General features: G+C 61.1%; 25 protein-coding genes. 14 read left to right on the top strand and 11 right to left on the bottom strand.

Annotated features, from left to right (window positions below; genetic code table 11):
• Positions 1 to 123: 123 nt before the first annotated feature.
• From BHC62_RS26750 to BHC62_RS26730, 5 genes are all read right to left on the bottom strand, one after another.
• The gene (locus BHC62_RS26750; RefSeq protein ID WP_029295554.1) at positions 124 to 1,035 is read right to left on the bottom strand and encodes an SDR family oxidoreductase; all 912 of its coding nucleotides are present in this window, start codon (positions 1,033 to 1,035) and stop codon (positions 124 to 126) included.
• Between the two features lie 181 nt (positions 1,036 to 1,216).
• Positions 1,217 to 2,161, bottom strand: coding sequence for an alpha/beta fold hydrolase (locus BHC62_RS26745; protein ID WP_050492893.1), 945 nt, complete (start codon positions 2,159 to 2,161; stop codon positions 1,217 to 1,219).
• Complete coding sequence (locus BHC62_RS26740) at positions 2,161 to 2,943, bottom strand: class II aldolase/adducin family protein (RefSeq protein WP_070996818.1); 783 nt, start codon at positions 2,941 to 2,943, stop codon at positions 2,161 to 2,163. Before BHC62_RS26740 ends, BHC62_RS26745 begins: the two co-directional genes overlap by 1 nt.
• Positions 2,944 to 3,094: 151 nt before the next feature.
• Entirely contained in the window at positions 3,095 to 3,781 is a 687-nt protein-coding gene (locus BHC62_RS26735; protein ID WP_029295559.1) for an LrgB family protein, read from the bottom strand.
• Entirely contained in the window at positions 3,771 to 4,163 is a 393-nt protein-coding gene (locus BHC62_RS26730; protein ID WP_143007605.1) for a CidA/LrgA family protein, read from the bottom strand. The genes BHC62_RS26735 and BHC62_RS26730 overlap by 11 nt, the downstream gene beginning before the upstream one ends.
• A 92-nt stretch (positions 4,164 to 4,255) precedes the next feature.
• Between BHC62_RS26730 and BHC62_RS26725 the strand changes: the two genes are divergently transcribed.
• Positions 4,256 to 5,152 (top strand): LysR family transcriptional regulator, encoded by an 897-nt coding sequence (locus BHC62_RS26725; protein WP_070996814.1) that lies wholly within the window; start codon positions 4,256 to 4,258, stop codon positions 5,150 to 5,152.
• Here the strand turns inward: BHC62_RS26725 and BHC62_RS26720 are convergent.
• Positions 5,133 to 5,588 (bottom strand): flavodoxin, encoded by a 456-nt coding sequence (locus BHC62_RS26720; protein ID WP_029295565.1) that lies wholly within the window; start codon positions 5,586 to 5,588, stop codon positions 5,133 to 5,135. The genes BHC62_RS26725 and BHC62_RS26720 overlap by 20 nt on opposite strands.
• 103 nt (positions 5,589 to 5,691) lie before the next feature.
• On the opposite strand from BHC62_RS26720, the gene BHC62_RS26715 reads away from it, so the two are divergent.
• Both BHC62_RS26715 and BHC62_RS26710 read left to right on the top strand, forming a co-directional pair.
• Positions 5,692 to 6,159 carry a PAS domain S-box protein gene (locus BHC62_RS26715; RefSeq protein ID WP_029295567.1) on the top strand — a complete coding sequence of 156 codons (468 nt, stop codon included), beginning with the start codon at positions 5,692 to 5,694 and terminating at the stop codon, positions 6,157 to 6,159.
• A 58-nt stretch (positions 6,160 to 6,217) separates the two neighbouring features.
• Complete coding sequence (locus BHC62_RS26710) at positions 6,218 to 6,823, top strand: hypothetical protein (RefSeq protein WP_070996812.1); 606 nt, start codon at positions 6,218 to 6,220, stop codon at positions 6,821 to 6,823.
• Between the two features lie 2 nt (positions 6,824 to 6,825).
• Here BHC62_RS26710 and BHC62_RS26705 read toward each other — a convergent pair whose 3' ends face one another.
• The gene (locus BHC62_RS26705) at positions 6,826 to 7,785 is read right to left on the bottom strand and encodes a MerR family transcriptional regulator (RefSeq protein WP_070996810.1); all 960 of its coding nucleotides are present in this window, start codon (positions 7,783 to 7,785) and stop codon (positions 6,826 to 6,828) included.
• 214 nt (positions 7,786 to 7,999) lie between these two features.
• On the opposite strand from BHC62_RS26705, the gene BHC62_RS26700 reads away from it, so the two are divergent.
• The 5 genes from BHC62_RS26700 (at position 8,000) to BHC62_RS26680 (ending at position 10,411) form a co-directional block, all read left to right on the top strand.
• Positions 8,000 to 8,560, top strand: a complete 561-nt coding sequence (locus BHC62_RS26700; RefSeq protein WP_029295573.1) for an antibiotic biosynthesis monooxygenase — start codon at positions 8,000 to 8,002, stop codon at positions 8,558 to 8,560.
• Between the two features lie 61 nt (positions 8,561 to 8,621).
• A complete protein-coding gene (gene folM, locus BHC62_RS26695) occupies positions 8,622 to 9,332 on the top strand; it encodes a dihydromonapterin reductase (RefSeq protein ID WP_070996808.1) in 711 nt (236 codons plus the stop codon).
• 55 nt (positions 9,333 to 9,387) lie between these two features.
• On the top strand, positions 9,388 to 9,759 hold the full coding sequence (gene folX / locus BHC62_RS26690) for a dihydroneopterin triphosphate 2'-epimerase (protein WP_029295577.1): 372 nt from the start codon (positions 9,388 to 9,390) through the stop codon (positions 9,757 to 9,759).
• A 24-nt stretch (positions 9,760 to 9,783) separates the two neighbouring features.
• Positions 9,784 to 10,080 carry a DUF1244 domain-containing protein gene (locus BHC62_RS26685; protein ID WP_070996807.1) on the top strand — a complete coding sequence of 99 codons (297 nt, stop codon included), beginning with the start codon at positions 9,784 to 9,786 and terminating at the stop codon, positions 10,078 to 10,080.
• On the top strand, positions 10,073 to 10,411 hold the full coding sequence (locus BHC62_RS26680; protein ID WP_029295581.1) for a HopJ type III effector protein: 339 nt from the start codon (positions 10,073 to 10,075) through the stop codon (positions 10,409 to 10,411). The genes BHC62_RS26685 and BHC62_RS26680 overlap by 8 nt, the downstream gene beginning before the upstream one ends.
• Before the next feature lie 186 nt (positions 10,412 to 10,597).
• On the opposite strand, the gene trxB is transcribed toward BHC62_RS26680, so the two are convergent.
• Entirely contained in the window at positions 10,598 to 11,560 is a 963-nt protein-coding gene (trxB, locus tag BHC62_RS26675) for a thioredoxin-disulfide reductase (RefSeq protein WP_029295584.1), read from the bottom strand.
• A gap of 292 nt (positions 11,561 to 11,852) precedes the next feature.
• Here trxB and cysZ point away from each other — a divergent pair, with 292 nt between their 5' ends.
• From cysZ to BHC62_RS26660, 3 genes are all read left to right on the top strand, one after another.
• On the top strand, positions 11,853 to 12,608 hold the full coding sequence (gene cysZ, locus BHC62_RS26670; protein WP_070996805.1) for a sulfate transporter CysZ: 756 nt from the start codon (positions 11,853 to 11,855) through the stop codon (positions 12,606 to 12,608).
• Positions 12,609 to 12,691: 83 nt separating this feature from the next.
• Positions 12,692 to 13,684 carry a cytochrome-c peroxidase gene (locus BHC62_RS26665; RefSeq protein WP_029295589.1) on the top strand — a complete coding sequence of 331 codons (993 nt, stop codon included), beginning with the start codon at positions 12,692 to 12,694 and terminating at the stop codon, positions 13,682 to 13,684.
• 78 nt (positions 13,685 to 13,762) lie between these two features.
• The gene (locus BHC62_RS26660; RefSeq protein WP_176770993.1) at positions 13,763 to 14,941 is read left to right on the top strand and encodes a glycosyltransferase family 1 protein; all 1,179 of its coding nucleotides are present in this window, start codon (positions 13,763 to 13,765) and stop codon (positions 14,939 to 14,941) included.
• 76 nt (positions 14,942 to 15,017) lie between these two features.
• Here BHC62_RS26660 and BHC62_RS26655 read toward each other — a convergent pair whose 3' ends face one another.
• From BHC62_RS26655 to BHC62_RS26645, 3 genes are all read right to left on the bottom strand, one after another.
• The gene (locus BHC62_RS26655; protein ID WP_070996801.1) at positions 15,018 to 16,121 is read right to left on the bottom strand and encodes an NADH:flavin oxidoreductase; all 1,104 of its coding nucleotides are present in this window, start codon (positions 16,119 to 16,121) and stop codon (positions 15,018 to 15,020) included.
• A 150-nt stretch (positions 16,122 to 16,271) separates the two neighbouring features.
• Positions 16,272 to 16,754, bottom strand: coding sequence for a glutathione peroxidase (locus BHC62_RS26650; RefSeq protein ID WP_029295594.1), 483 nt, complete (start codon positions 16,752 to 16,754; stop codon positions 16,272 to 16,274).
• A gap of 136 nt (positions 16,755 to 16,890) precedes the next feature.
• Positions 16,891 to 17,376: a peptidylprolyl isomerase gene (locus BHC62_RS26645; RefSeq protein ID WP_029295595.1), complete on the bottom strand. Its 486-nt coding sequence runs from the start codon at positions 17,374 to 17,376 to the stop codon at positions 16,891 to 16,893.
• On the opposite strand from BHC62_RS26645, the gene BHC62_RS27655 reads away from it, so the two are divergent.
• The 3 genes from BHC62_RS27655 to BHC62_RS26635 are packed head-to-tail and all read left to right on the top strand — an operon-like array spanning position 17,345 to position 20,743.
• Positions 17,345 to 17,683 carry a DUF3565 domain-containing protein gene (locus BHC62_RS27655; protein ID WP_071610070.1) on the top strand — a complete coding sequence of 113 codons (339 nt, stop codon included), beginning with the start codon at positions 17,345 to 17,347 and terminating at the stop codon, positions 17,681 to 17,683. The two genes, BHC62_RS26645 and BHC62_RS27655, sit on opposite strands and share 32 nt — an antisense overlap.
• Positions 17,684 to 17,743: 60 nt before the next feature.
• Complete coding sequence (gene pta / locus BHC62_RS26640; protein WP_029295597.1) at positions 17,744 to 19,843, top strand: phosphate acetyltransferase; 2,100 nt, start codon at positions 17,744 to 17,746, stop codon at positions 19,841 to 19,843.
• Positions 19,844 to 20,743 carry an acyltransferase gene (locus BHC62_RS26635; RefSeq protein WP_070996800.1) on the top strand — a complete coding sequence of 300 codons (900 nt, stop codon included), beginning with the start codon at positions 19,844 to 19,846 and terminating at the stop codon, positions 20,741 to 20,743.
• Positions 20,744 to 20,850 lie beyond the last annotated feature (107 nt).

The following is a 20,850-nucleotide window of genomic DNA, read 5'->3' as shown; positions in this document are numbered from 1 at the left end:
ATTTGTAGCTCCTTGATCCAACGTCTTACTTCGGCCGCTGCGTATGCAGCGGCCTTTTTTATGCCTGAAACAAAGCGGGGCGCCATCAGCGCCCCGCAGGATTGAATGTTTTTCAGGTAACGATCAGAGGCTGTATTTCTGCAGGTTGTCCATCATCTCTTTCAGGGCTTCGATGTTGTCCTTGGGATGGGCCGCCCCTTCAAAGTCGCAGATCTGCTGCCAGTGCGCCGCCACATCCTCTGGCGAGAAGCCGGCCTCGGGATCAAAGCCCACGCCCAGGCTGCGCTCCCAACGGGTCTTGCCGATCCAGCCGCCCCCCACTTCGAACAGCCCGGAAGTTTCCTGGCACGCCTCGCTGCCCAGGTACACCACCAGCGGGCTGACCAGCTCGGGCTTGAGGCGCTCGAACACCTGTGGCGGGATCAGGCCTTCGGTCATGCGCGTACCGCCCGTGGGCGCGATGGCATTGACCAGGATGTTGTTCTTGCGCCCTTCCAACGCCAGGGTGCGGGTCAGGCCATACAGGCCGAGCTTGGCCATGCCGTAGTTGGACTGGCCGAAGTTGCCGTAGATACCCGACGTCGACGCGGTGAAAATCACCCGGCCATAACCCTGCTCGCGCATATGCGGCCAGGCAGCGCGGGTGACTTTGTAGGCACCTTCGACGTGCACGCGGTAAACCAGGTCCCAGTCGCCGTCCTCCATTTTATGAAAGGTCTTGTCGCGCAGGATCCCGGCGTTGTTCACCACCACGTCGATGCGGCCAAATACATCGAGGGCGTGTTGCACTATCTTTTCGCCGTCGGTCACCGAATCATGGTTGGCCTCGGCAATGCCCCCGGCCTCGCGGATCTCGGCCACTACGCGGTCGGCGGCCGAGGCGTTGGCGCCTTCGCCCTGAGTCGAGCCGCCAAGGTCGTTGACCAGTACCTTGGCCCCGTGCCTGGCGAACAGCAGCGCATGGGCACGACCCAAGCCACCACCGGCCCCGGTAACGATCACGACTTTATCTTGGAACTGCACAGACTCACTCATAGGGAACTCCAGCGAAGACAGTGGACGATGGGTTGAGTGTCAGGCACGGAGCTTGTGGTCACAATAATTACGGGCGGGGGTGAATGGTGCGCAATAAGGTACGGGGATGATCGGCTCGTGTAGAAGCTGGCTTGTGTGGGAGCTGGCTTGCCTGCGATTGCCTCACCTCGGTGCAACTGACTTACCGAGGTACCCGCATCGCAGGCAAACCTGCTCCTGCATAAGCCAGTTCCCACAGGCGATCCTGGTTGCTTTCAATGCCCTCGCGAAACGCCAGGTAATGCTTGAGCACCTGGACCGGCGCCTCCACCTGCGGGTAGTGGCCGATATTGGCCAGCAATACCGTGTCGGCATCCGCTATCAGCTCGCGGTAGCGCGCGACCATATGCCCGCCGGAAATCGGGTCTACCTCGCCATCGATCACCCGCAACGGTACTTCGCCGCGTTGCATGGCCGCCACCCACCGCTCGCGTTGTTGACGGCGCTGGGGGATGTAGGCGATGAGTTTGTGCAGGATCCGTGGGCCGTCGTTGTTTTCGATCAGGCTCCAGAAGTCATCCAGAGCGCTTTCGCTGGGGCGGGTGCCGGGGCCGAAGATCTGCTTGAAACTGTCAGCCAGGGCGTTGCGCCCGAATGCACGGCCGATCATCCAACCCAAGGGGCTGAGCAATAGTTTTTGCACCAGCGCCGCGCGGTGGGTCTCGGGGAAGAGCCCGCCATTGAGAAAGACACAACTGGCCAGCTGGAAGCTGCCCTCGTAGTGCCGGGCGAGCAGTTCCTGGGCCACGCTGTCGCCGTAGTCATGGGCCATGATATGCACCGGCTGCTGCACGCGCAGATGGGCCAGCAGGGCCTGTTGCAGATCAGCCTGCTCCAGCAGGCAATAGGTGTGGTCCAGGGGCTTGGCCGAGTCGCCAAACCCGAGCATGTCGCAGGCAATCACCAGGTTGCGCTGGGCCAGGGGCTGCCAGAGGTAATGCCAGTCCCAACTGGCGCTGGGGAAGCCGTGGATCAGCAACAATGGTTCGCCCTGGCCGGCCACCCAGTAACGGATGGTCTGCCCGCGAAAAACAAAACTCTGCCCGCGTTTGCGCCAGGCACGCAGCGGAATCTCGGCCAGTGGCATTAGAGTCGGTATCCAGGGTCTTGTTTATCGAGTTTGCGCAACAGCGCCGGCCAGGCCAATGCACCACCCATGCCTTGGGCGCTTTTGGTTACGCCAGCGATCATCGCCTTGGCCCCCGCCAGAATCTGCGGCTCGATGGCGATCAATTCGGCCCCGCCGTTTTGCGCCAGTACCTGGATATCGCAGGCGCGCTGGAAGGTGAACATCATCAGGAAGGTATCGGCGATGGTCGCCCCGCAGGTCAGCAGGCCATGGTTGTGCAGCATCAGAAAATTGTTCGGCCCCAGGTCGGCTTGCAGGCGGGCCTTTTCCTCGTGGTTCAGCGCGACGCCTTCGTAGGCGTGATAGGCCAGGCTCGACAGCACGAATAGCGACTGCTGGCTGATGGGCAACACGCCCTGCTTCTGCGCCGACACCGCCACGCCGGCTGCGGTATGGGTGTGCAGCACGCAGACCACGTCGTGACGTACTTCGTGTACCGCGCTGTGAATGGTGTAGCCCGCCGGGTTGATCTCGTAGGGGCTGTCCATCAGTTTGTTACCGGCCTGGTCGACCTTGACCAGACTGGAGGCGGTGATCTCGTGGAACATCAGCCCGAAGGGGTTGATCAGGAAGTCTTCAGTGCCGGGTACCTTGGCCGAGATGTGGGTGAAAATCAGATCATCCCAACCATGCATGGCCACCAGGCGATAGCACGCGGCCAAGTCTATGCGGGCCTGCCATTCGGCAGCGCTGACCTGGTCTTTAACACTCTGTGTCGATTGAACGGGGGCTAGGCTCACGGCAATGACCTCGACGCTGTGGTGTTTTTATTATTTTTAGACTGAAGGGCCAGTCTAGTCAGACCTCGGGCACGCCGTAGTTGCGTTGGCAGCCAGCTTGATGACCGAGCGAGTCAACCGTGAGGATAGTTCGGATTCGTACAACGTGGTGTCAGAGAAGCGACGCCAATAAAGGTGCGGCGAACAGGTTGAGCAAGCCCGTAAGCACCATCACCAAGCCCGCCACCGAGCCCTCTTCGCCGCCTACTTCATGGGCACGACTGACGCCAGCACCGTGGGCGCCCACGCCAAACAACGCGCCCCGCGCCAGGGCACTGCGCAGCGGCAGCCACTTGAGCAGCACCCCGCCAAGCAGGGCGCCGAACACGCCGGTGAACATCACGAATACCGCCGTGAGTTCCGGCACGCCGCCCAGGTCGTGGGCCAGGGGCATGGCAAAGGGCGTAGTGATCGAGCGCGGCACCAATGACAGGGTGACCGAACTGTCCAAGGCCAACGCCTTGGCCAAGCCGAAAGAAGTCCCGATGGACGCCGCGCTACCCGCCAGCATGCCCAGCAGCAATGCCGACCAGTGGCGCATCAGTAACTGGCGCTGCTGCCAGATCGGGATGGCGAACGCCACCGTCACCGGTCCCAGCACCAGCATCAGCCAATGGGTGTCGGTGGCGTACTCGGCATAGGCGGTGTTCAGCGGCACGGCCACCGCCAGCAGCAGCGCGGGCACCAGGATCAGCGGCGATAGCAGGTAACGCCCGGTTCGCCGGTAGATCCAGCGGCTGAAACCGTAGGCCACAAGGGTCAGGGCCAGCCAGAACAATGGCATCAGTTCAAGCTTCATGGCGCAGCTTCCAGCGGCAGACGAGTTCAACGGTAAATGCCGTGACCAACATCACCGTCAGGGTGCTAAGGGCGATCACCAACATGATGCGCCAACCGTCATGGCGCATCAGCCCACCGTAATCGAGCAGGCTCATCAACGCCGGAATAAAGAACAGCAGCATTTCCGCCATCAACATGCCAGCGCCCAATTGCAGGGTTGCGGGCTTGATCAGGCCACTGGCGAACACCAGCAACAGCAGGCCCAGGCCAATGACCCCGCCTGGAATCGGCCAGGCCAGCCACAGGGCTACTTGGCAACCCAGCAGGTAAATCGCCAGCAATACCAGCAACTCAACCAGCAACCGGCACACATATTTGAAGGTGAAACGTTTAGTAGACATGGGTTCCTCGCAGGCCCCCATGTTAAAGAGCCCCCTGGCATCCCCAAAGCGAATTGTTAGACTGCAAGCCATTCCAATCTGGAATTACCGTAATGGAATTCAAACAGCTGCGCAGTTTTATCGAAGTGGTTCACCGTGGCGGCTTTACCCAGGCCGGGAGAACCCTGCATATCAGCCAGTCCGCGGTGAGCAAGCAAGTGGCGCAACTGGAGCAAAGCCTGGGTACGCCGCTGCTCGACCGCATTGGCTCGCAGGTGCGCCTGACCGCCGCCGGGCACGTGGTGGTGCAACGGGCCGAGGCAATGCTGCGTCTGCAAACCGAATTGTTGAGCGAGTTGGACGATTTGAATCAGTTGACCCGTGGCGAGTTGCGCATGGGCCTGCCGCAACTGGGGGGCGACACACTGTTTGCCGAGTTGTTTGCCGAATATCGGCGACGCTATCCCAATGTCAGCATCCAATTGCTTGAGGGCGGCAGTCGCAATATCGAGCAGGCGATCCTCGCCGGGGAACTGGACGTAGGCGGCAGCTTGTTGCCCACCGATCCGGCGTTTGCCTGGCAAGCCTTCTGTGATGAACCACTGGATGCGCTGCTGCCCGTGGACCACCCGCTGGCGCAGCGTGGGCAGATTGGCTTGGCGGAATTGGCCGACACGCCGTTTTTGATGTATCAGCGCAGCTTTGTGCTCAATGACCGGCTGCTCCAGGCTTGCCAGCAAGTGGGCTTCACACCCCGGGAAAGCGGACGCAGCGGCCAGGCGGATTTTCTCGTGGCACTGGTGGCTGCAGGCCAGGGCGTGGTGCTGCTGCCCAGTGTGGTCGCGCGCGGCCTGGAGCGCCCTGGCGTGGTGCGCCTGACACTCAGGGCGCCCGAATTCCTACGCTGGGACATCGCTTTTATCTGGCGCCAGGGCGCCTATCTGTCGAAAGCCGCCCTGGCCTGGCTGGCGTTACTACGCGAGTACCCGATCAGCCGCGCAGTGCCGTGACCAGCTCTGCCAACCAGGGCTCGGCGTCCGCTTCCGGGGTGACGCTTTCGCTGGCGTCCAGGCGCAGCATCGGCAGCACTTCGCGTACGCCCAACTCGCTGAACAGCTCGCGCATCTGCTCCCCGCCACCACAGAATGTGTCGCCATAGCTGGCATCACCCAGGCCGATCACCGCACCTGGCAAACCGCGCCAGGCGGCGGGCAGTTGATCGCGGATTGTCGAATACAGCGGCATCAGGTTGTCTGGCAATTCGCCCATGCCGGTGGTGGAGGTTACGGCCAGAAAGGCGTCCGGGGCGAAGGCCTGCACATCGGCCAGGGTCGCCCGCGGGTTATGCCAGGCCTCGAACCCGGCTGCGTTGAGGAGACCCATGGCGTGGCGGGCAACTTCTTCGGCCGTGCCATAGACCGAGCCGGAAAGGATGGCGACTTTCATCAATCTGATCCTGTAGTTGAGTGAAAACCTGGGATATTAGCAGTTGGCAGCCGCGTGAGTTGTCTTACACTACGAAATCCACAAACACGCTATGGATCGCTCAATGATCAACGCCAAGCTGATGCAGATGGTGATCAATGCCTCTAACGACGGGATTTGCGTGGCTGAGAGGGAGGGCAAGGACAAGCCCCTGATTTACGTGAACCCGGCCTTCGAACGCATGACCGGCTACAGCCTGGACGACATCCTTTACCAGGATTGCCGCTTCCTGCAATCGGGTGACCGTGACCAGCCGGCCCTGATGGCCATCCGCGAAGCCCTGGACACTGGCGGCGCGTGCCGGGAAATCCTGCGCAACTTCCGCAAGGACGGCACGCACTTCTGGAATGAGCTGTCATTATCGACGGTTTACAACCAGGCCGATCAGCAGACGTACTTCGTTGGCGTGCAAAAAGATGTAACGGTTCAGGTCAAGGCCCAGCAGCGTGTAGCCCAGCTTGAAGCCCAGGTGGCGCAGCTTACAGCCGAGCTGGCAGCACTCCGGGCGACGAGCGGATCTAACAAACTTTAGAAAACACGGTCTTTAGGGTGATAATCAGTTTAATCACGCCTTTCCTTGAGCCACATCAATGCAACGCGACACGCTCTTGACCCAGGACGAACTGGACTTCATCCAGAACATGCACCACAACCCGCAACTGAATGTGCGGGATGTGTCGTCGAGCCTGACGGTCAATGGCGGCGCGCAGATCCGCGACTTGCTCACGCGCCTTGCGGCCCATGAACAGGTGACGATCCAGGCGCAGTTCGATAACCAGCAGATGACCTTCCCCCTGCAATTGGTGGAGGACGAGTTTCATGCCCTGCACCTGCGCCTGGGAGTACCGAGCATTTTCGAGGACGGGCCAATGATCCGGCCTTGGCGCCTGGTCCTCGAAGAGCCGGTCGCCCTGGAAAACGTCAAGGGCCAGCCTGGGGCGCTATGGGTACATGAAGTATCGTTCAAGGGTTTGCTGGTGCAGTCCCGTGGCCGTAGCAAACCACCCAGGACTTTCTCGATGTGGTTCAGCCCGTCCGGCTACGAGAGGATTGCGGTGCGTGGCACGCTGGAGCGCGAGACCGCTCGCGGGCTGTTTGCCTACCGCTTGAGCCAGGGTGATGTGGATGAAACCGAGCGCCTGCGCCAGTTCATCCTGCAACAGCACCGCCTGGCCCACCCTGAGGTGCATGCCTGATCTCAGGTATCCAGGGTTCCCCTTAAAAACTGCTGCAAGCGCCGCTGCATCAGCCTTCCCTCATTGCCCAGGCAGCCAATGGCAGTACCGGCCAGTAGCTGCTCGGCCATGTCCGAGGCATCACCGGCCAGCAGTAGCGGGCACTCCAGGGTCAGGGCCAATCGGGCCAACCGCTTGGGCAACTCATGGGTGGGTGAACGGTTGGAGAACAGCACCAGCGCCTGCGGGCGGGTCTTCTCGCAGATCAGTGTCAACTCATCCAGGGGCTGGCCCACGTTCAGCACATGCACGGCCAGTTCATCACCATTGAGCATGAGCCCCGCCACCAGCAACTCCAGTTCTCGGCATTCACCGGCAATGGCTGCCAACAGTACCTGCGGCGTACGGCCGGCGCGGGCCAGTTGCAGGCGCTGGGAAATTCGCGCGCGCAAGAAGCTGTCGAAAAACAGCCATTCGCTGGCCTGGCCAAAACGGCCCTGATGCCGCAGCAATTGGCGCCAAAGGGGCATCAGGATGTCCTGAAACGCCACTGAAGCGGGGTAGGCCGCAAAGACCTGCCCGTACAGGCGCTCCAGTTGCAGCTCATCAAACGCACCGATGGCCAGTTGCAACTGCTGCTGCCACTGCGCCCACTCAAGCTCACCGCTGCCTTCTTGTGGGTGTTGCAGTGAAGACAGTTGCGCATCATCCCGGGCGAGAATCTTGCCGACTTTGCTGACTGCCACGCCCCGCTCGATCCAATCCAGAATGCGATGAACGGTCTCGATGTCCTTCTGCGTGTACAGGCGATGCCCACTTTCGGTGCGCACCGGCTGGATCAAACCATAACGGCGCTCCCACGCACGCAGGGTAATCGGGTTGATACCTGTCAATCTTGCGACTTCGCGAATCGGGAACAACTCATCCGCAGCGGATAGGCCGTCATGCTCAAGACCGGGGGAAGGGGCTGTGATTACAGGCATAAAATGACCAGAAACTTATACGAAGTTGGATCCCATTTAACGCTTGTATACCTGTCTTTTTCAAGGGGCCTGCCCAGCCGTCCAATGCCGCTGGCGTATTTCGTCAAATCAGGAATAATCCTTGCCTGTTTTTCTGCGTCGCCGCCCTACCCTGCGGTTTCGCCAGGGACGCCACCTACCCGGTGCTGCGCTCCCATGCATTCGGAGATACACAATGTCTACCCTACCCGTCACCTTGATGGTTGCGCGCCGCGCCGCCCAAGGTCGTTATCAAGACATGATGAGCTGGCTGCGCGAAGGCGAGCAACTGGCCACTGACTTCCCCGGCTACCTGGGTTCAGGCGTGCTTGCACCGCCTGCCGACGGTGGCGAATTCCAAATCATCTTCCGCTTCGCCGACGAGCAGACCCTGCACGCCTGGGAGTTCTCCGCCTCGCGCAGTGCCTGGCTGGGGCGCGGCAGCGAATTGTTCGCCGACCCCATGGAGCATCGTGTCAGCGGCATGGAGGGCTGGTTTGGCGCGGCGGGCCAGCGCCCACCGCGCTGGAAACAGGCCGTGGCGATCTGGCTGGCATTTTTCCCGGTGTCACTGCTGTTCAACGTCGGCCTGGAACCGTTGTTGGCCGAGTTGGGCTTGTTCAGCCGCGTGCTGGTCAGCACCCTGGCCCTGACGCCCTTGATGGTCTATCTGTTTATTCCCTTGTCGACCCATTTGCTGGCGGGCTGGCTCAATCCTGCCCCGCGCCGGGTAAAACCTGGCGAAGCAACCGTTTGAGCCGATCCACTACAGGCCGGTCGCTGGTATAGTTTTAGCTTGCCCGCGACCCGAGCTTCCCATGACCTGTACCCCCGCCCCGATCCTCATCACCGGCGCCGGCCAACGTGTCGGCCTGCACTGCGCCCAGCGCCTGCTGGATGAACAGCAACCGGTGATCTTCAGCTATCGCAGTGAACGTCCCGGTGTGCAGGCCTTGCGCGAGCGTGGCGCGGTGGGCGTATTTGCCGATTTCTCGTCCGAGGCCGGTATCCTGGCGTTCATCAGCGAACTCAAGACCCATACCGACAGCCTGCGGGCAATCATCCACAACGCCTCGACCTGGGCCGCAGAGACACCTGGTGACGAGGCCAGCGCCTTTATCGATATGTTCAGCGTGCACATGCTTGCGCCGTACCTGATCAACCTGCATTGTGCTGACTTGCTCAGAGGCTCGACGCCGGCCGACATTGTGCATATCAGCGACGACGTAACCCGCAAGGGCAGCCGCCAGCACATCGCCTACTGCGCCACCAAGGCCGGGCTCGACAGCCTGACCCTGTCCTTCGCCGCCCAATACGCGCCTCGGATCAAGGTCAATGGCATCGCGCCAGCCATGGTGATGTTCAACGAAGGCGACGACGCGGCTTATCGCGCCAAGGTCCTGGCCAAGTCGGCACTGGGTATCGAACCCGGGCCTGAGGTGATTTACCAGAGCGTGCGTTACCTGCTGGACAACCCTTATGTGACCGGCACCACCCTGACCGTCAATGGCGGGCGCCATGTCAAGTAAACCCGAACACCAGCCGCCTGGGGTTCCTGCAACTGATTGGACGGAGCAAGTAGCAATGCCACAACTTCAACCAGGTATGGCGCGCATCCGGGTCAAGGACCTGTGTCTGCGTACCTTTATTGGCATCAACGAGGATGAAATCCTCAACAAGCAGGATGTGTTGATCAACCTGACCATCCTGTATGCCGCACAAGACGCCGTGCGCGACAACGATATCGACCACGCCTTGAACTACCGCACCATCACCAAGGCCATCATCGCCCACGTCGAAAGCAACCGCTTTGCCCTGCTCGAACGCCTGACCCAGGAAGTGCTGGACCTGGTGATGAGCAATGAGTCGGTGCTGTATGCCGAAGTCGAAGTCGACAAGCCCCATGCGCTGCGCTTTGCCGAATCGGTATCGATTACGCTCGCCGCCAGCCGTTAACCCCCCTGAATCTGCGTGAACCCTATGACCGATCAACAACGCCTGGAACTCGAAGCTGCTGCCTTCCGCCGCCTGGTTGCGCACCTGGACAGCCGCAAGGATGTGCAGAACATCGACCTGATGAACCTTGCCGGGTTCTGCCGCAACTGCCTGTCCAAGTGGTACAAGGCCGAGGCCGACGAACGCCAGATCGAAGTCAGCCTCGATGACGCCCGCGAAATGGTGTACGGCATGCCGTACGCCGAGTGGAAAGCCCAGTACCAGCAAGAAGCCAGCGCCGAACAACAAGCGGCGTTTGCCAAAGGAAAAACCCATGACTGACCTGAACACCCTGCACACCAGCCTCGACAGCGGCGAACACCAGTTTGCCGATACCCTGGCCTTCATCGCCGCTGGCTACGACTACCAGCCACAGGCCTTTACCAATGGCAGCGTAGAAAACGCCGCTGGGCAGAACGAAGGCTCGTGCAAGACCCTGGGCCTGGCGCTGCTCGAAGGCTTGAGCGACCAGCAGGCTTTGCTGGCGTTCGGCGAGCATTACCGTTCGGTGCTGGCTACGCCTGAGGGCACAGATCACAGCAACATCCGCGCGTTGATCGAGCATGGGTTGGCGGGAGTGAAGTTTGTCCAGCCGCCTTTGACCCGCCGCTGATCCAGCTTGCAAACCCGGTCAATGTGGGAGCCGGGCTTGCCCGCGATGGCGGTGGTGGCTGTCACACCGCCATCGCAGGCAAGCCAGCTCCCACATTGATTGGATTGCCAGATTGAGATTGCGGTGTTCGTCAAATCAAGCACATAAAAAAACCGGCCGCGCGGCCGGTTTTTTTATTGCAACGGTTTAGAAAGAAGCGTCTTTCAAACCATCGAGGTAACGCTCGGCATCCAGGGCCGCCATGCAACCGGCGCCGGCCGAGGTGATGGCCTGGCGGTAGACGTGGTCGGCCACGTCGCCAGCGGCAAAGATGCCTTCGATGTTGGTCGCGGTGGCATTGCCTTCACGACCGCCCTGCACCACCAGGTAACCGTCTTTGGCGGTCAGCTTGCCTTCGAACAACGATGTGTTCGGGGTGTGGCCGATAGCAATGAATACGCCGTCGACTTTCAGCTCGTCGAAGCTGCCATCGTTGTTCTTCAAACGCGCACCGGTCACGCCCATGTTGTCGCCCAGGACTTCGTCCAGGTTGGCGTTGAGCTTGAGGATGATCTTGCCTTCGGCAACCCGCGCGTGCAGCTTGTCGATCAGGATCTTCTCGGCGCGGAAGGTTTCGCGACGGTGAACCAGGGTCACGGTGCTGGCGATATTGGCCAGGTACAGTGCTTCTTCCACGGCGGTGTTACCACCACCGACCACCGCCACCGGCTTGTTGCGGTAGAAGAAACCATCGCAGGTCGCGCAGGCGGAAACGCCCTTGCCCATAAAGGCCTCTTCCGATGGCAGGCCCAGGTAACGGGCGCTGGCGCCAGTGGCGATGATCAGCGCGTCACAGGTGTAGACGCCGCTGTCGCCAGTCAGGCTGTAGGGCTTTTTCGAGAAATCCACGGCATTGATGTGGTCGAAGACGATTTCGGTCTCGAAGCGCTCGGCGTGTTCTTTCATGCGTTCCATCAGCACCGGGCCGGTCAGGCCATGGACGTCGCCCGGCCAGTTGTCGACTTCAGTGGTGGTGGTCAGTTGACCACCCGCCTGCATGCCGGTGATCAGCAACGGCTTGAGGTTGGCCCGGGCCGCGTAGACCGCAGCGCTGTAACCGGCAGGGCCGGAACCGAGAATAATCACTCGCGAATGACGGGTATCAGACATGACTCACTCCTATCGACCGCCCGGACTACAGAGCGGCTGGAATAAAAAAGGACCGCGAAGCACTTGGGGAAGGCTTGAACTCGCAGGCCCTGAAAATAATGGGTGCAGCGTATAGAGGGGGGCAAGATTAAGGAAATACGGAATAACAATCCAGCTCATAGGTGGTCTCTATCTTGTGCCCCCTATTAATCGACATGTTTGTTACCGTTAATGTCGACTCGCTGACCGTGCTTTCACCGCTTTCGCAAAGCCGGTAAGGTCGGCGCGTTTGCCCCTTTACCCGGAGTTACCCATGCCCGCCCCCGTTCTGTCAGGCCCACAATACCTGCGCGAAGGCCTGAAACTGGTCTTGAGCCCAGGCCTGCGCCTGTTCGTCCTGCTGCCCCTGGCGATCAACCTGATACTGTTCGTCGGATTGATCTATTTTGCTGGCCATCAGTTCAGCCTGTGGGTCGACACCTTGATGCCAACGCTGCCCAGTTGGCTGAGTTTCCTCAGCTACATCCTGTGGCCGCTGTTCGTGCTGCTGGTGGCTTTTATGGTGTTTTTCAGCTTCACCATGCTCGCCAGTATCATCGCTGCGCCGTTCAATGGTTTTCTCGCCGAGAAGGTCGAAGTGGTGGTGCGCGGTACCGATGACTTCCCGGCCTTCAGTTGGGCCGAACTGTTCGCCATGGTCCCGCGCACACTGGCGCGGGAAATGCGCAAGCTCGGCTACTTCCTGCCACGCGCCATCGGCCTGTTTATCCTGTCGTTCATTCCCGTGGTCAACCTGATCGCCGCCCCCCTGTGGCTGCTGTTCGGGGTATGGATGATGGCGATCCAGTACATCGACTACCCAGCCGATAACCACAAGCTGGGCTGGAACGAAATGCTCGCCTGGCTGCGGCAGAAGCGCTGGCAGAGCATGAGCTTCGGTGGGATTGTTTACCTGGTGTTGCTGGTGCCGGTGGTCAACCTGCTGATGATGCCCGCGGCGGTGGCCGGGGCGACGTTGTTCTGGGTGCGTGAGCGCGGCGCCGAAACCATGCTGGCGCAAAAGCCCTAATCTGTTCGATTGACCTGGATCACGACGATTTTCCCACATAAAGCACATGGTTATTAAAACTATAAGCCTGTGGGGAGCAAGCCATGTACAGACCGTTGATGCTGATGTTTGGGTTGATGTTGGGCGGCGAGGCCTGGGGGGCCGCTGCCGCCAACGAGCCGATCTTGCCGGTGCAGCCGGCGAAAATCACTGACGCCGCCAAGGTCGAGTTGGGCAAGCAATTGTTCTTCGACCCGCGCCTGTCCAAGTCCGGCTTCATTTCCTGCAACTCGTGCCACAACCTGAGCATGGGCGGCAGCGACAATCTGCCCACCTCCATCGGCCATAACTGGCACCAGGGGCCGATCAACTCACCGACGGTGCTCAACTCCAGCATGAGCGTTGCGCAGTTCTGGGATGGACGCGCGGCAACCCTGCAAGAGCAGGCCGGCGGCCCGATTTCCAACCCGGGCGAAATGGGCTTCACCCATGATCTGGCCGTGGACGTGCTGCGCTCGATCCCGCAATACCAGGCCTCGTTCAAGAAAGTGTATGGCGATGACGGCATCAAGTTCGACGATGTGACCAACGCCATCGCGGCCTTCGAAGAAACCCTGGTCACCCCCAACGCCCCGTTCGATCGCTGGCTGCTGGGCGATAAAAAAGCCATCAGCGCCACGGCAGCGCAGGGCTACCAGTTGTTCAAGAGCATCGGCTGCGTGGCCTGCCATAACGGCGAGGCGGTCGGTGGCAGCACCTTCCAGAAAATGGGCATGGTCGAACCCTATGCCACCAAGAACCCGGCCCAAGGCGTGGCAGGCCTGACCGGCAAGGATCAGGACCGGATGATGTTCAAGGTACCGACCTTGCGCAACGTCGCCCTGACCTACCCCTACTTCCACGACGGTGCCTACTGGAACCTGAGCGAAGCGGTAGACGTCATGGCCCGCCTGCAATTGGGGCGCAAGTTGAGCACCGATGAGGTCAGCCAGATTGTCGCGTTCCTCGACACCCTGACCGGCGACCAGCCGGACTTCAAGCTGCCGATCCTCCCGCCCTCCTCGGCCAAGACCCCGCGTCCTGCGCCGTTCAACTAAGCCGGTAGCGGGCCGGTCGTCATAAATCCGTCATTGCGACGACACAATGGCGACATGGCCCGCGCCGACACTGGCTGCATGACGACAGCTTTCCTGAATATCACCCTGATTACCGAAACCTTCCCACCGGAAATCAACGGCGTGGCCAACACCCTTGGCCGCCTGTGTGAAGGCCTGCGCGCACGTGGACATCAGGTGGAACTGGTGCGCCCGCGCCAGACTGGCGACTTGAGTCGCCAGAGCGACGACGGCCTGCTGCTGTGTCGCGGCTGGCCTCTACCGGGTTATCCCGGCCTGCAATGGGGCCAGTCCTCGATGCACAAACTGCTGCGGCGCTGGAAACGCCAGCGTCCAGACGTGCTGTACATCGCCACCGAAGGCCCGCTGGGCTTGTCGGCTTTGCGGGCGGCACGGCGCCTGGGGATCAGCGTGGTCAGCGGTTTCCACACCAACTTCCAGCAGTATTCCAGCCAATACGGCCTGGGCATGCTCAGCCGCATCCTGACCCACTACCTGCGCTGGTTCCATAACCGCTCCAGCCTGACCCTGGTGCCCAGCGTCAGCCAGCGCCTGGAACTGGAACGCCGCCACTTCGAACGCCTGGACCTGTTATCGCGCGGTGTCGACAGCCAGCTGTTCCACCCAGCCAGACGTGACAACGTCCTACGTGAACAGTGGGGGCTGGGCACTGAGGACATTGCCGTCATGCATGTAGGCCGCCTGGCACCGGAGAAAAACCTCGGTGTGCTCAAACGCTGCCTCGAGGCCTTGCAGGCGACTTATCCACAGCGCCGATTGACGCTGATCGTCGTCGGCGATGGGCCGCAACGCGAGGCACTGACCAAGGCCCTCCCCGGCGCAATTTTCTGCGGCACACAACGCGGTGAGGAACTGGCGCGCCACTATGCGTCGGGGGACCTGTTTCTGTTCCCCAGCCTCACCGAGACCTTCGGCAATGTGGTGCTCGAAGCGATGGCATCGGGATTGGGCGTGGTGGCCTACGACCAGGCGGCCGCCACCCAGCACATCCGCCATGGCTACAGTGGTGCCGTGGCGATGCCGGGGGATGAGGATGCGTTTTGCGATGCCGCCTGTTGGTTGCTGGAAGAGCCCGAGAGCTTGCGTCGGGTGCGCCTGAACGCGCGCCAGCACGCCAGTCGCCAGGGCTGGCCGGCGATTATCGAGCGGTTTGAACAGCAATTGCGCGGGGCGTGTGGTGAGGATGTGATGGAGACGGGCGGTTCGAAGCTGACCTGACGAGCCCGCTCCCACATTGAAATGCAATCAACCTGTGGGAGCGGGCTTGCCCGCGATGGCGCCCGTCAATTCCCCCCTAAACCAGAGTGGTCAGCGCCTCGCGACTGAAGGGCAAGATATCCCCCTCACGGCCTTCACGCACCTTCACCGCCCAGTCCGGGTCGACCAGCAGCGCACGGCCCACGGCCACCAGATCGAACTCATCGTTGTTCAAGCGCTCCAGCAGTTTTTCCAGGCTCGCTGGCTGAGCGATTTTGTCGGTATTGACCATGAACTGCAGGAACTCACCATCCAGGCCCACACTGCCCACGGTGATGGTCGGCTTGCCGGTGAGCTTACGGGTCCAACCGGCCAGGTTCAGCTCGGAGCCCTCGAACTCCGGCTCCCAGAACCGACGGGTGGAGCAGTGAAAAATATCCACACCGGCGTCGGCCAACGGCTTGAGGAACTCCCCCAGGGCCTCGGGGGTTTGCACCAGACGCGCGGTGTAATCCTGCTGCTTCCACTGGGAGAAACGGAAAATGATCGGGAAATCGGGGCCTGTGGCAGCCCGCACGGCTTGGATCAATTCAATGGCAAACCGCGAACGGTTGGCCAGGCTGCCGCCGTATTCGTCCGTACGCTGGTTGCTGCCTTCCCAAAAGAACTGGTCGACCAGGTAACCGTGGGCGCCGTGGATTTCCACACCGTCCATGCCAATATCCTGGGCATCCTTGGCCGCCTGGGCGAAGGCGGCGATCACCTCCTGGATATCCTGGACCGTCATGCCGTGGACCAGCACGGTGCCATCCTTGAGTTTTTCCATCGGGCCGTAGGCCGGCACGCTGGCGTCCGGCTCGGTGCCGATACGCCGTACGCTGCCGACGTGCCACAACTGCGGGACGATCTTGCCGCCTTCGGCATGCACCGCATCGACCACTTTCTTCCAGCCAGCCAATGCCGCTGCACCGTAGAAATGCGGGACATTCGGGTAACCGTTGGAAGCCTGATGGCCCACTACCGTGCCTTCGGTGATGATCAGGCCTACGCCGGCCCCGGCGCGGCGACGGTAGTACTCGATCACTTTGGAATTGGGTACGCCACCCGGGGAAAACGAGCGGGTCATCGGCGCCATGACCACACGGGACGGCAGTTGCAGGGCACCGAGCTGGAAAGGTTTGAACAAGGCTTGGACAGGCATGGGAGCACTCCGCACGAGAGGGATTTTATGATGCGGATAATATGGAGTGCGGGCGGTGCTGGGTAGCACTATTGATTTCAGTGATTAACATGCAAAAGCCGGGAGCTACACAACACATTGCAGGACCCGGCAAGCCGGCTCCTACATGGATCAGGCCAGGGCTTTTTCGATGGCTTGGATGATCGTCGGGTCATCTGGCGCAGTGCGCGGGGAGAAACGCGCCAAAACCCGCCCATCCTTGCCCAACAGGAACTTCTCGAAATTCCAGGTGATGTCCCCGGGAAACTCGGCGCCCTCGCCCGCGAGCAAGCGATACAACTGATGGCGCTCGGGGCCGTTCACATCCAGCTTGCTGCCCAATGGAAAGGTCACCCCGTAGTTGAGGCTGCAAAACTCGCGGATTTCTTCCTCCGTTCCCGGCTCCTGGCCAGCAAACTGATTGCACGGCAGGCCCAGCACGGTAAACCCCTGATCCTTGTATAGCTGGTAGAGGTTTTCCAGCGCCGCATATTGCGGGGTCAGCCCACATTTGGAGGCGACATTGACCACCAGCACGACTTGCCCTTTATAGGGCGCCAGAGGCAGCTCCTGACCATCCAGGGCTTTGAGTTTAAGGTCGTGGAAAGCACTCATGACACACTCCAGGTTTCCCATATTCTGGTTAACGGCATTTCGAGATTACAGCCGCCAAGTCGGCAAGAATAGCCGCCAATCAAAAAAGGCGCCCGAAGGCGCCTTTCTTTTCAACTGACCGGCCGTAGCCCGTCAATCAATGGTGGTGACCACCTTCGCCGTGCACGTGGCCGTGAGCCACTTCTTCCTGGGATGCGTCGCGGATGGCAACGATCTTGACCTGGAAGTTCAGGCGCTGGCCGGCCAGCGGGTGGTTGCCGTCGACGGTGACGTCGTCGCCATCCAGGTCGCGGATGGTCACGATCTGCATCTGGCCGTCCGGCGCGGAGGCGTGGAACTGCATGCCCACTTCCAGTTCGTCGACGCCTTCGAACATGCTGCGGTTCAGGGTGCTGACCAGTTCGGCCGAGTACTCGCCATAGGCATCTTCAGGTTCGATGGCAACGGTCAGCTCATCACCAACCTCTTTGCCTTCCAGGGCCTTTTCCAGGCCCGGGATGATGTTACCTGCGCCTTGCAGGTAGACCAGCGGCGCGCCGCCGGCGGAGCTGTCGATGACCTCACCAGCGTCGTTGGTCAGGGTATAGTCAATGGAGACAGCCTTGTTGGCGGCGATCGGCATGGGGCGAGACCTTTTGCATAAGAATGAAGAACGGACAAGTCTAAACAAGGATTTGCCCGAAAGCGAACACAACCCGGACAGACGGAGTCGATCCAGTGACTCGACGGTCGTCGGATTTCATCAGGACGCGGACGGCCACTGGGTCGCCACGCTGTCCTGCGGCCATACGCAGCACCTACGGCACCAACCGCCCTGGCAATCCCGGGGCTGGGTGCTGGATGCGGCGCAACGCCTGGCAAAAATAGGCCAGCCCTTTGCCTGTGGCTGGTGTGCGCAGCGCCCGGATAACGATACCCTTGGCAGCTGATTCCCGGTCGGCGCGCAGCCATAGCGCACCACCTAAGCCATGCACCTTCAGAGAATTCGCATGCAGACTTTTTTTATCGCGCCCACCGACTTTGGTGTGGGTCTGACCTCCATCAGCCTTGGGCTGGTGCGTACCCTTGAGCGGGCCGGGCTGAAAGTCGGGTTTTTCAAGCCCATTGCCCAGCCCCATCCCGGCGACACCGGGCCTGAGCGCTCCACCGAGCTGGTGGCCCGTACCCATGGTCTGAAACCACCGCAGCCACTGGGCCTGGCCCATGTCGAGCGGATGCTCGGCGATGGCCAGTTGGATGAATTGCTCGAAGAGATCATCACCCTTTACCAACAGGCCGCCGTGGGCAAGGACGTGCTGATTGTCGAGGGCATGGTGCCGACCCGCAGCGCCAGCTATGCGGCACGGGTCAACCTGCACCTGGCAAAAAGCCTGGATGCCGAAGTCATCCTGGTCTCGGCCCCGGAAAACGAAGTGCTGACCGAACTGTCCGGGCGTGTGGAATTGCAGGCGCAACTGTTCGGTGGCCCGAAAGACCCGAAAGTGCTCGGCGTGATTCTCAACAAGGTGCAGACCGACGAGAGCATGGAGGCCTTCGCCGCCCGTCTCAAGGAGCATTCGCCGCTGCTACGCAGTGGCGATTTCCGCCTGCTCGGCTGCATTCCGTTCCAGCCCGAGCTCAACGCCCCGCGCACCCGTGACGTGGCGGACCTGATGGGCGCGCAAGTGCTCAACGCAGGCGACTATGAAACCCGGCGCATGAGCAAAATCATCATCTGCGCGCGCACCATGCGCAACACCGTGGAGCTGCTCAAGCCCGGCGTGCTGGTGGTGACACCGGGGGATCGCGACGACATCATCCTCGCCGTCAGCCTGGCCGCGATCAACGGCGTACCTTTGGCCGGCCTGCTGCTGACCAGCGACACCCTGCCTGACCCACGGATCATGGACCTGTGCCGTGGTGCATTCCAGGCCGGGTTGCCGGTGCTGTCGGTGAGCACCGGGTCCTATGACACCGCCAACCAGCTCAACAGCCTGAACAAGGAAATCCCGATTGATGACCGCGAACGTGCGGAGATCATCACCGATTTCGTCGCCAGTCACCTGGATGCGCGCTGGCTGCACCAGCGTTGCGGTACACCACGGGAGATGCGCCTGTCGCCGGCGGTGTTCCGCTACCAGTTGATCCAGCGCGCCCAGGCCGCCAACAAGCGCATCGTGCTGCCCGAAGGCAGCGAGCCGTTGACCGTGCAAGCCGCCGCCATCTGCCAGGCCCGCGGCATTGCCCGTTGCGTGCTGCTGGCCAAGCCGGCCGACGTCGAGGCCGTCGCCCGCGCCCATGGCATCGAACTGCCCGAAGGCCTGGAAATTCTTGACCCGGACCTGATCCGCCAGCGCTACGTCGAGCCGATGGTGGCGCTGCGCAAGAGCAAAAGCCTCAACGCGCCGATGGCCGAGCAGCAACTGGAAGACACCGTGGTGATCGCTACCATGATGCTGGCGCTGGATGAGGTGGATGGGCTGGTGTCCGGGGTGATCCACTCCACCGCCAATACCATCCGCCCTGCATTGCAGCTGATTAAAACGGCGCCGGGTTGCACCCTGGTGTCGTCGGTGTTTTTCATGCTGTTTCCCGAGCAGGTGCTGGTCTACGGCGACTGCGTGATGAACCCGCACCCCAGCGCCGCGGAGCTGGCGGAAATCGCCCTGCAAAGCGCCGACTCGGCCGCTGCCTTCGGCATTACCCCGCGCGTGGCGATGATCAGCTATTCCAGCGGTGACTCGGCCAGTGGCGAGGAAGTGGAAAAAGTCCGCGAGGCCACCTTGTTGGCCCACGAACAGCAAAGCTCGCTGCTGATCGACGGCCCGTTGCAGTACGACGCTGCGGCCAACGAAAACGTCGCCCGGCAACTGGCGCCCAACAGCCTGGTGGCGGGCAAGGCCACGGTCTTTGTGTTCCCCGACCTCAATACCGGCAACACCACCCACAAGGCGGTGCAGCGCAGTGCCGATTGCGTCAGCCTCGGCCCGATGCTGCAAGGCCTGCGCAAACCCGTGAACGACCTGCCCCGTGGGGCCCAGGTAGATGACATCGTCTACACCATCGCCCTGACCGCGATTCAAGCCGCCAACCGACCTATGGATGCCTAAATGCTGGACTTTCTGCCTGCCCCCCTGCGCGGGGTGATCGCCTCGCTGCTGTTGGCGTTGAACACCATCCTGTTGTGTTCATTCCTGTTTATCGTCGCGTTGTTCAAGGCGCTGCCGTTCGCCAAGCGCTTCAGCGAATGGCTGATGAACCAGACCCACGAGGCCTGGATCAGCAATAACAACACCTGGATGAACCTGGTGCGCCGCACACGCTGGCACATCAAGGGCCTGGAAGGCCTGGACTACCAGCACTCGTACCTGGTGACCAGCAACCACCAGAGCTGGGTCGATATCATGGTGTTGCAGTACGTGCTCAACCGGCGGATCCGCCCGCTGAAGTTTTTCCTCAAACAGGAACTGATCTGGGTGCCGGTGATTGGCCTGGCCTGGTGGGCGCTGGGCTTCCCCTTCATGAAGCGCTACACCAAGGCTTACCTGGAAAAACACCCGGAGAAGAAAGGCAAGGACCTGGCAACCACCCGCAAGACCTGTGCAAAGTTCCGTGACAACCCGGTGGGCATTTTCAACTTTGCCGAAGGCACACGCTTTACCCCAGGCAAACATGCGCAGCAGCAGTCGCCGTTTCGTTACCTGCTCAAGCCCAAGGCCGGTGGCATTGCGTTTGTGCTGGATGCCATGGGCGAGCAGTTGAAGTCATTGGTGAACGTGACGATCCACTACCCTGGCGGGCGTCCGGGGTACTGGGACTTGCTGTGCGGCAATGTCAAAGACGTGGTTGTGCAGTTTGAAGAGGTGCAGATCCCGGCCGAGTTCATTGGCAAGAATTATGAGCAGGATGGGGAGTATCGGCTGGCGTTCCAGGGCTGGATCAACCAGTTATGGGAAGACAAGGATGCTCTGCTGAGCCGACTTCACATCGAGTACCCAGGCAATAGGTGATCACGATGTGGGAGCTGGCTTGCCTGCGATAGCGGTCTGTCAGAGGTAAGTGCATTGCCTGCCTCCTGCAATCGCAGGCAAGCCAGCTCCCACATTGACGGTGTTGA

Source organism: Pseudomonas sp. 06C 126, assembly GCF_001855215.1.
In the GTDB taxonomy this organism is placed as follows: Bacteria; Pseudomonadota; Gammaproteobacteria; order Pseudomonadales; family Pseudomonadaceae; genus Aquipseudomonas; species Aquipseudomonas proteolytica.
This window is presented reverse-complemented; position numbering and strand designations above follow the sequence as displayed.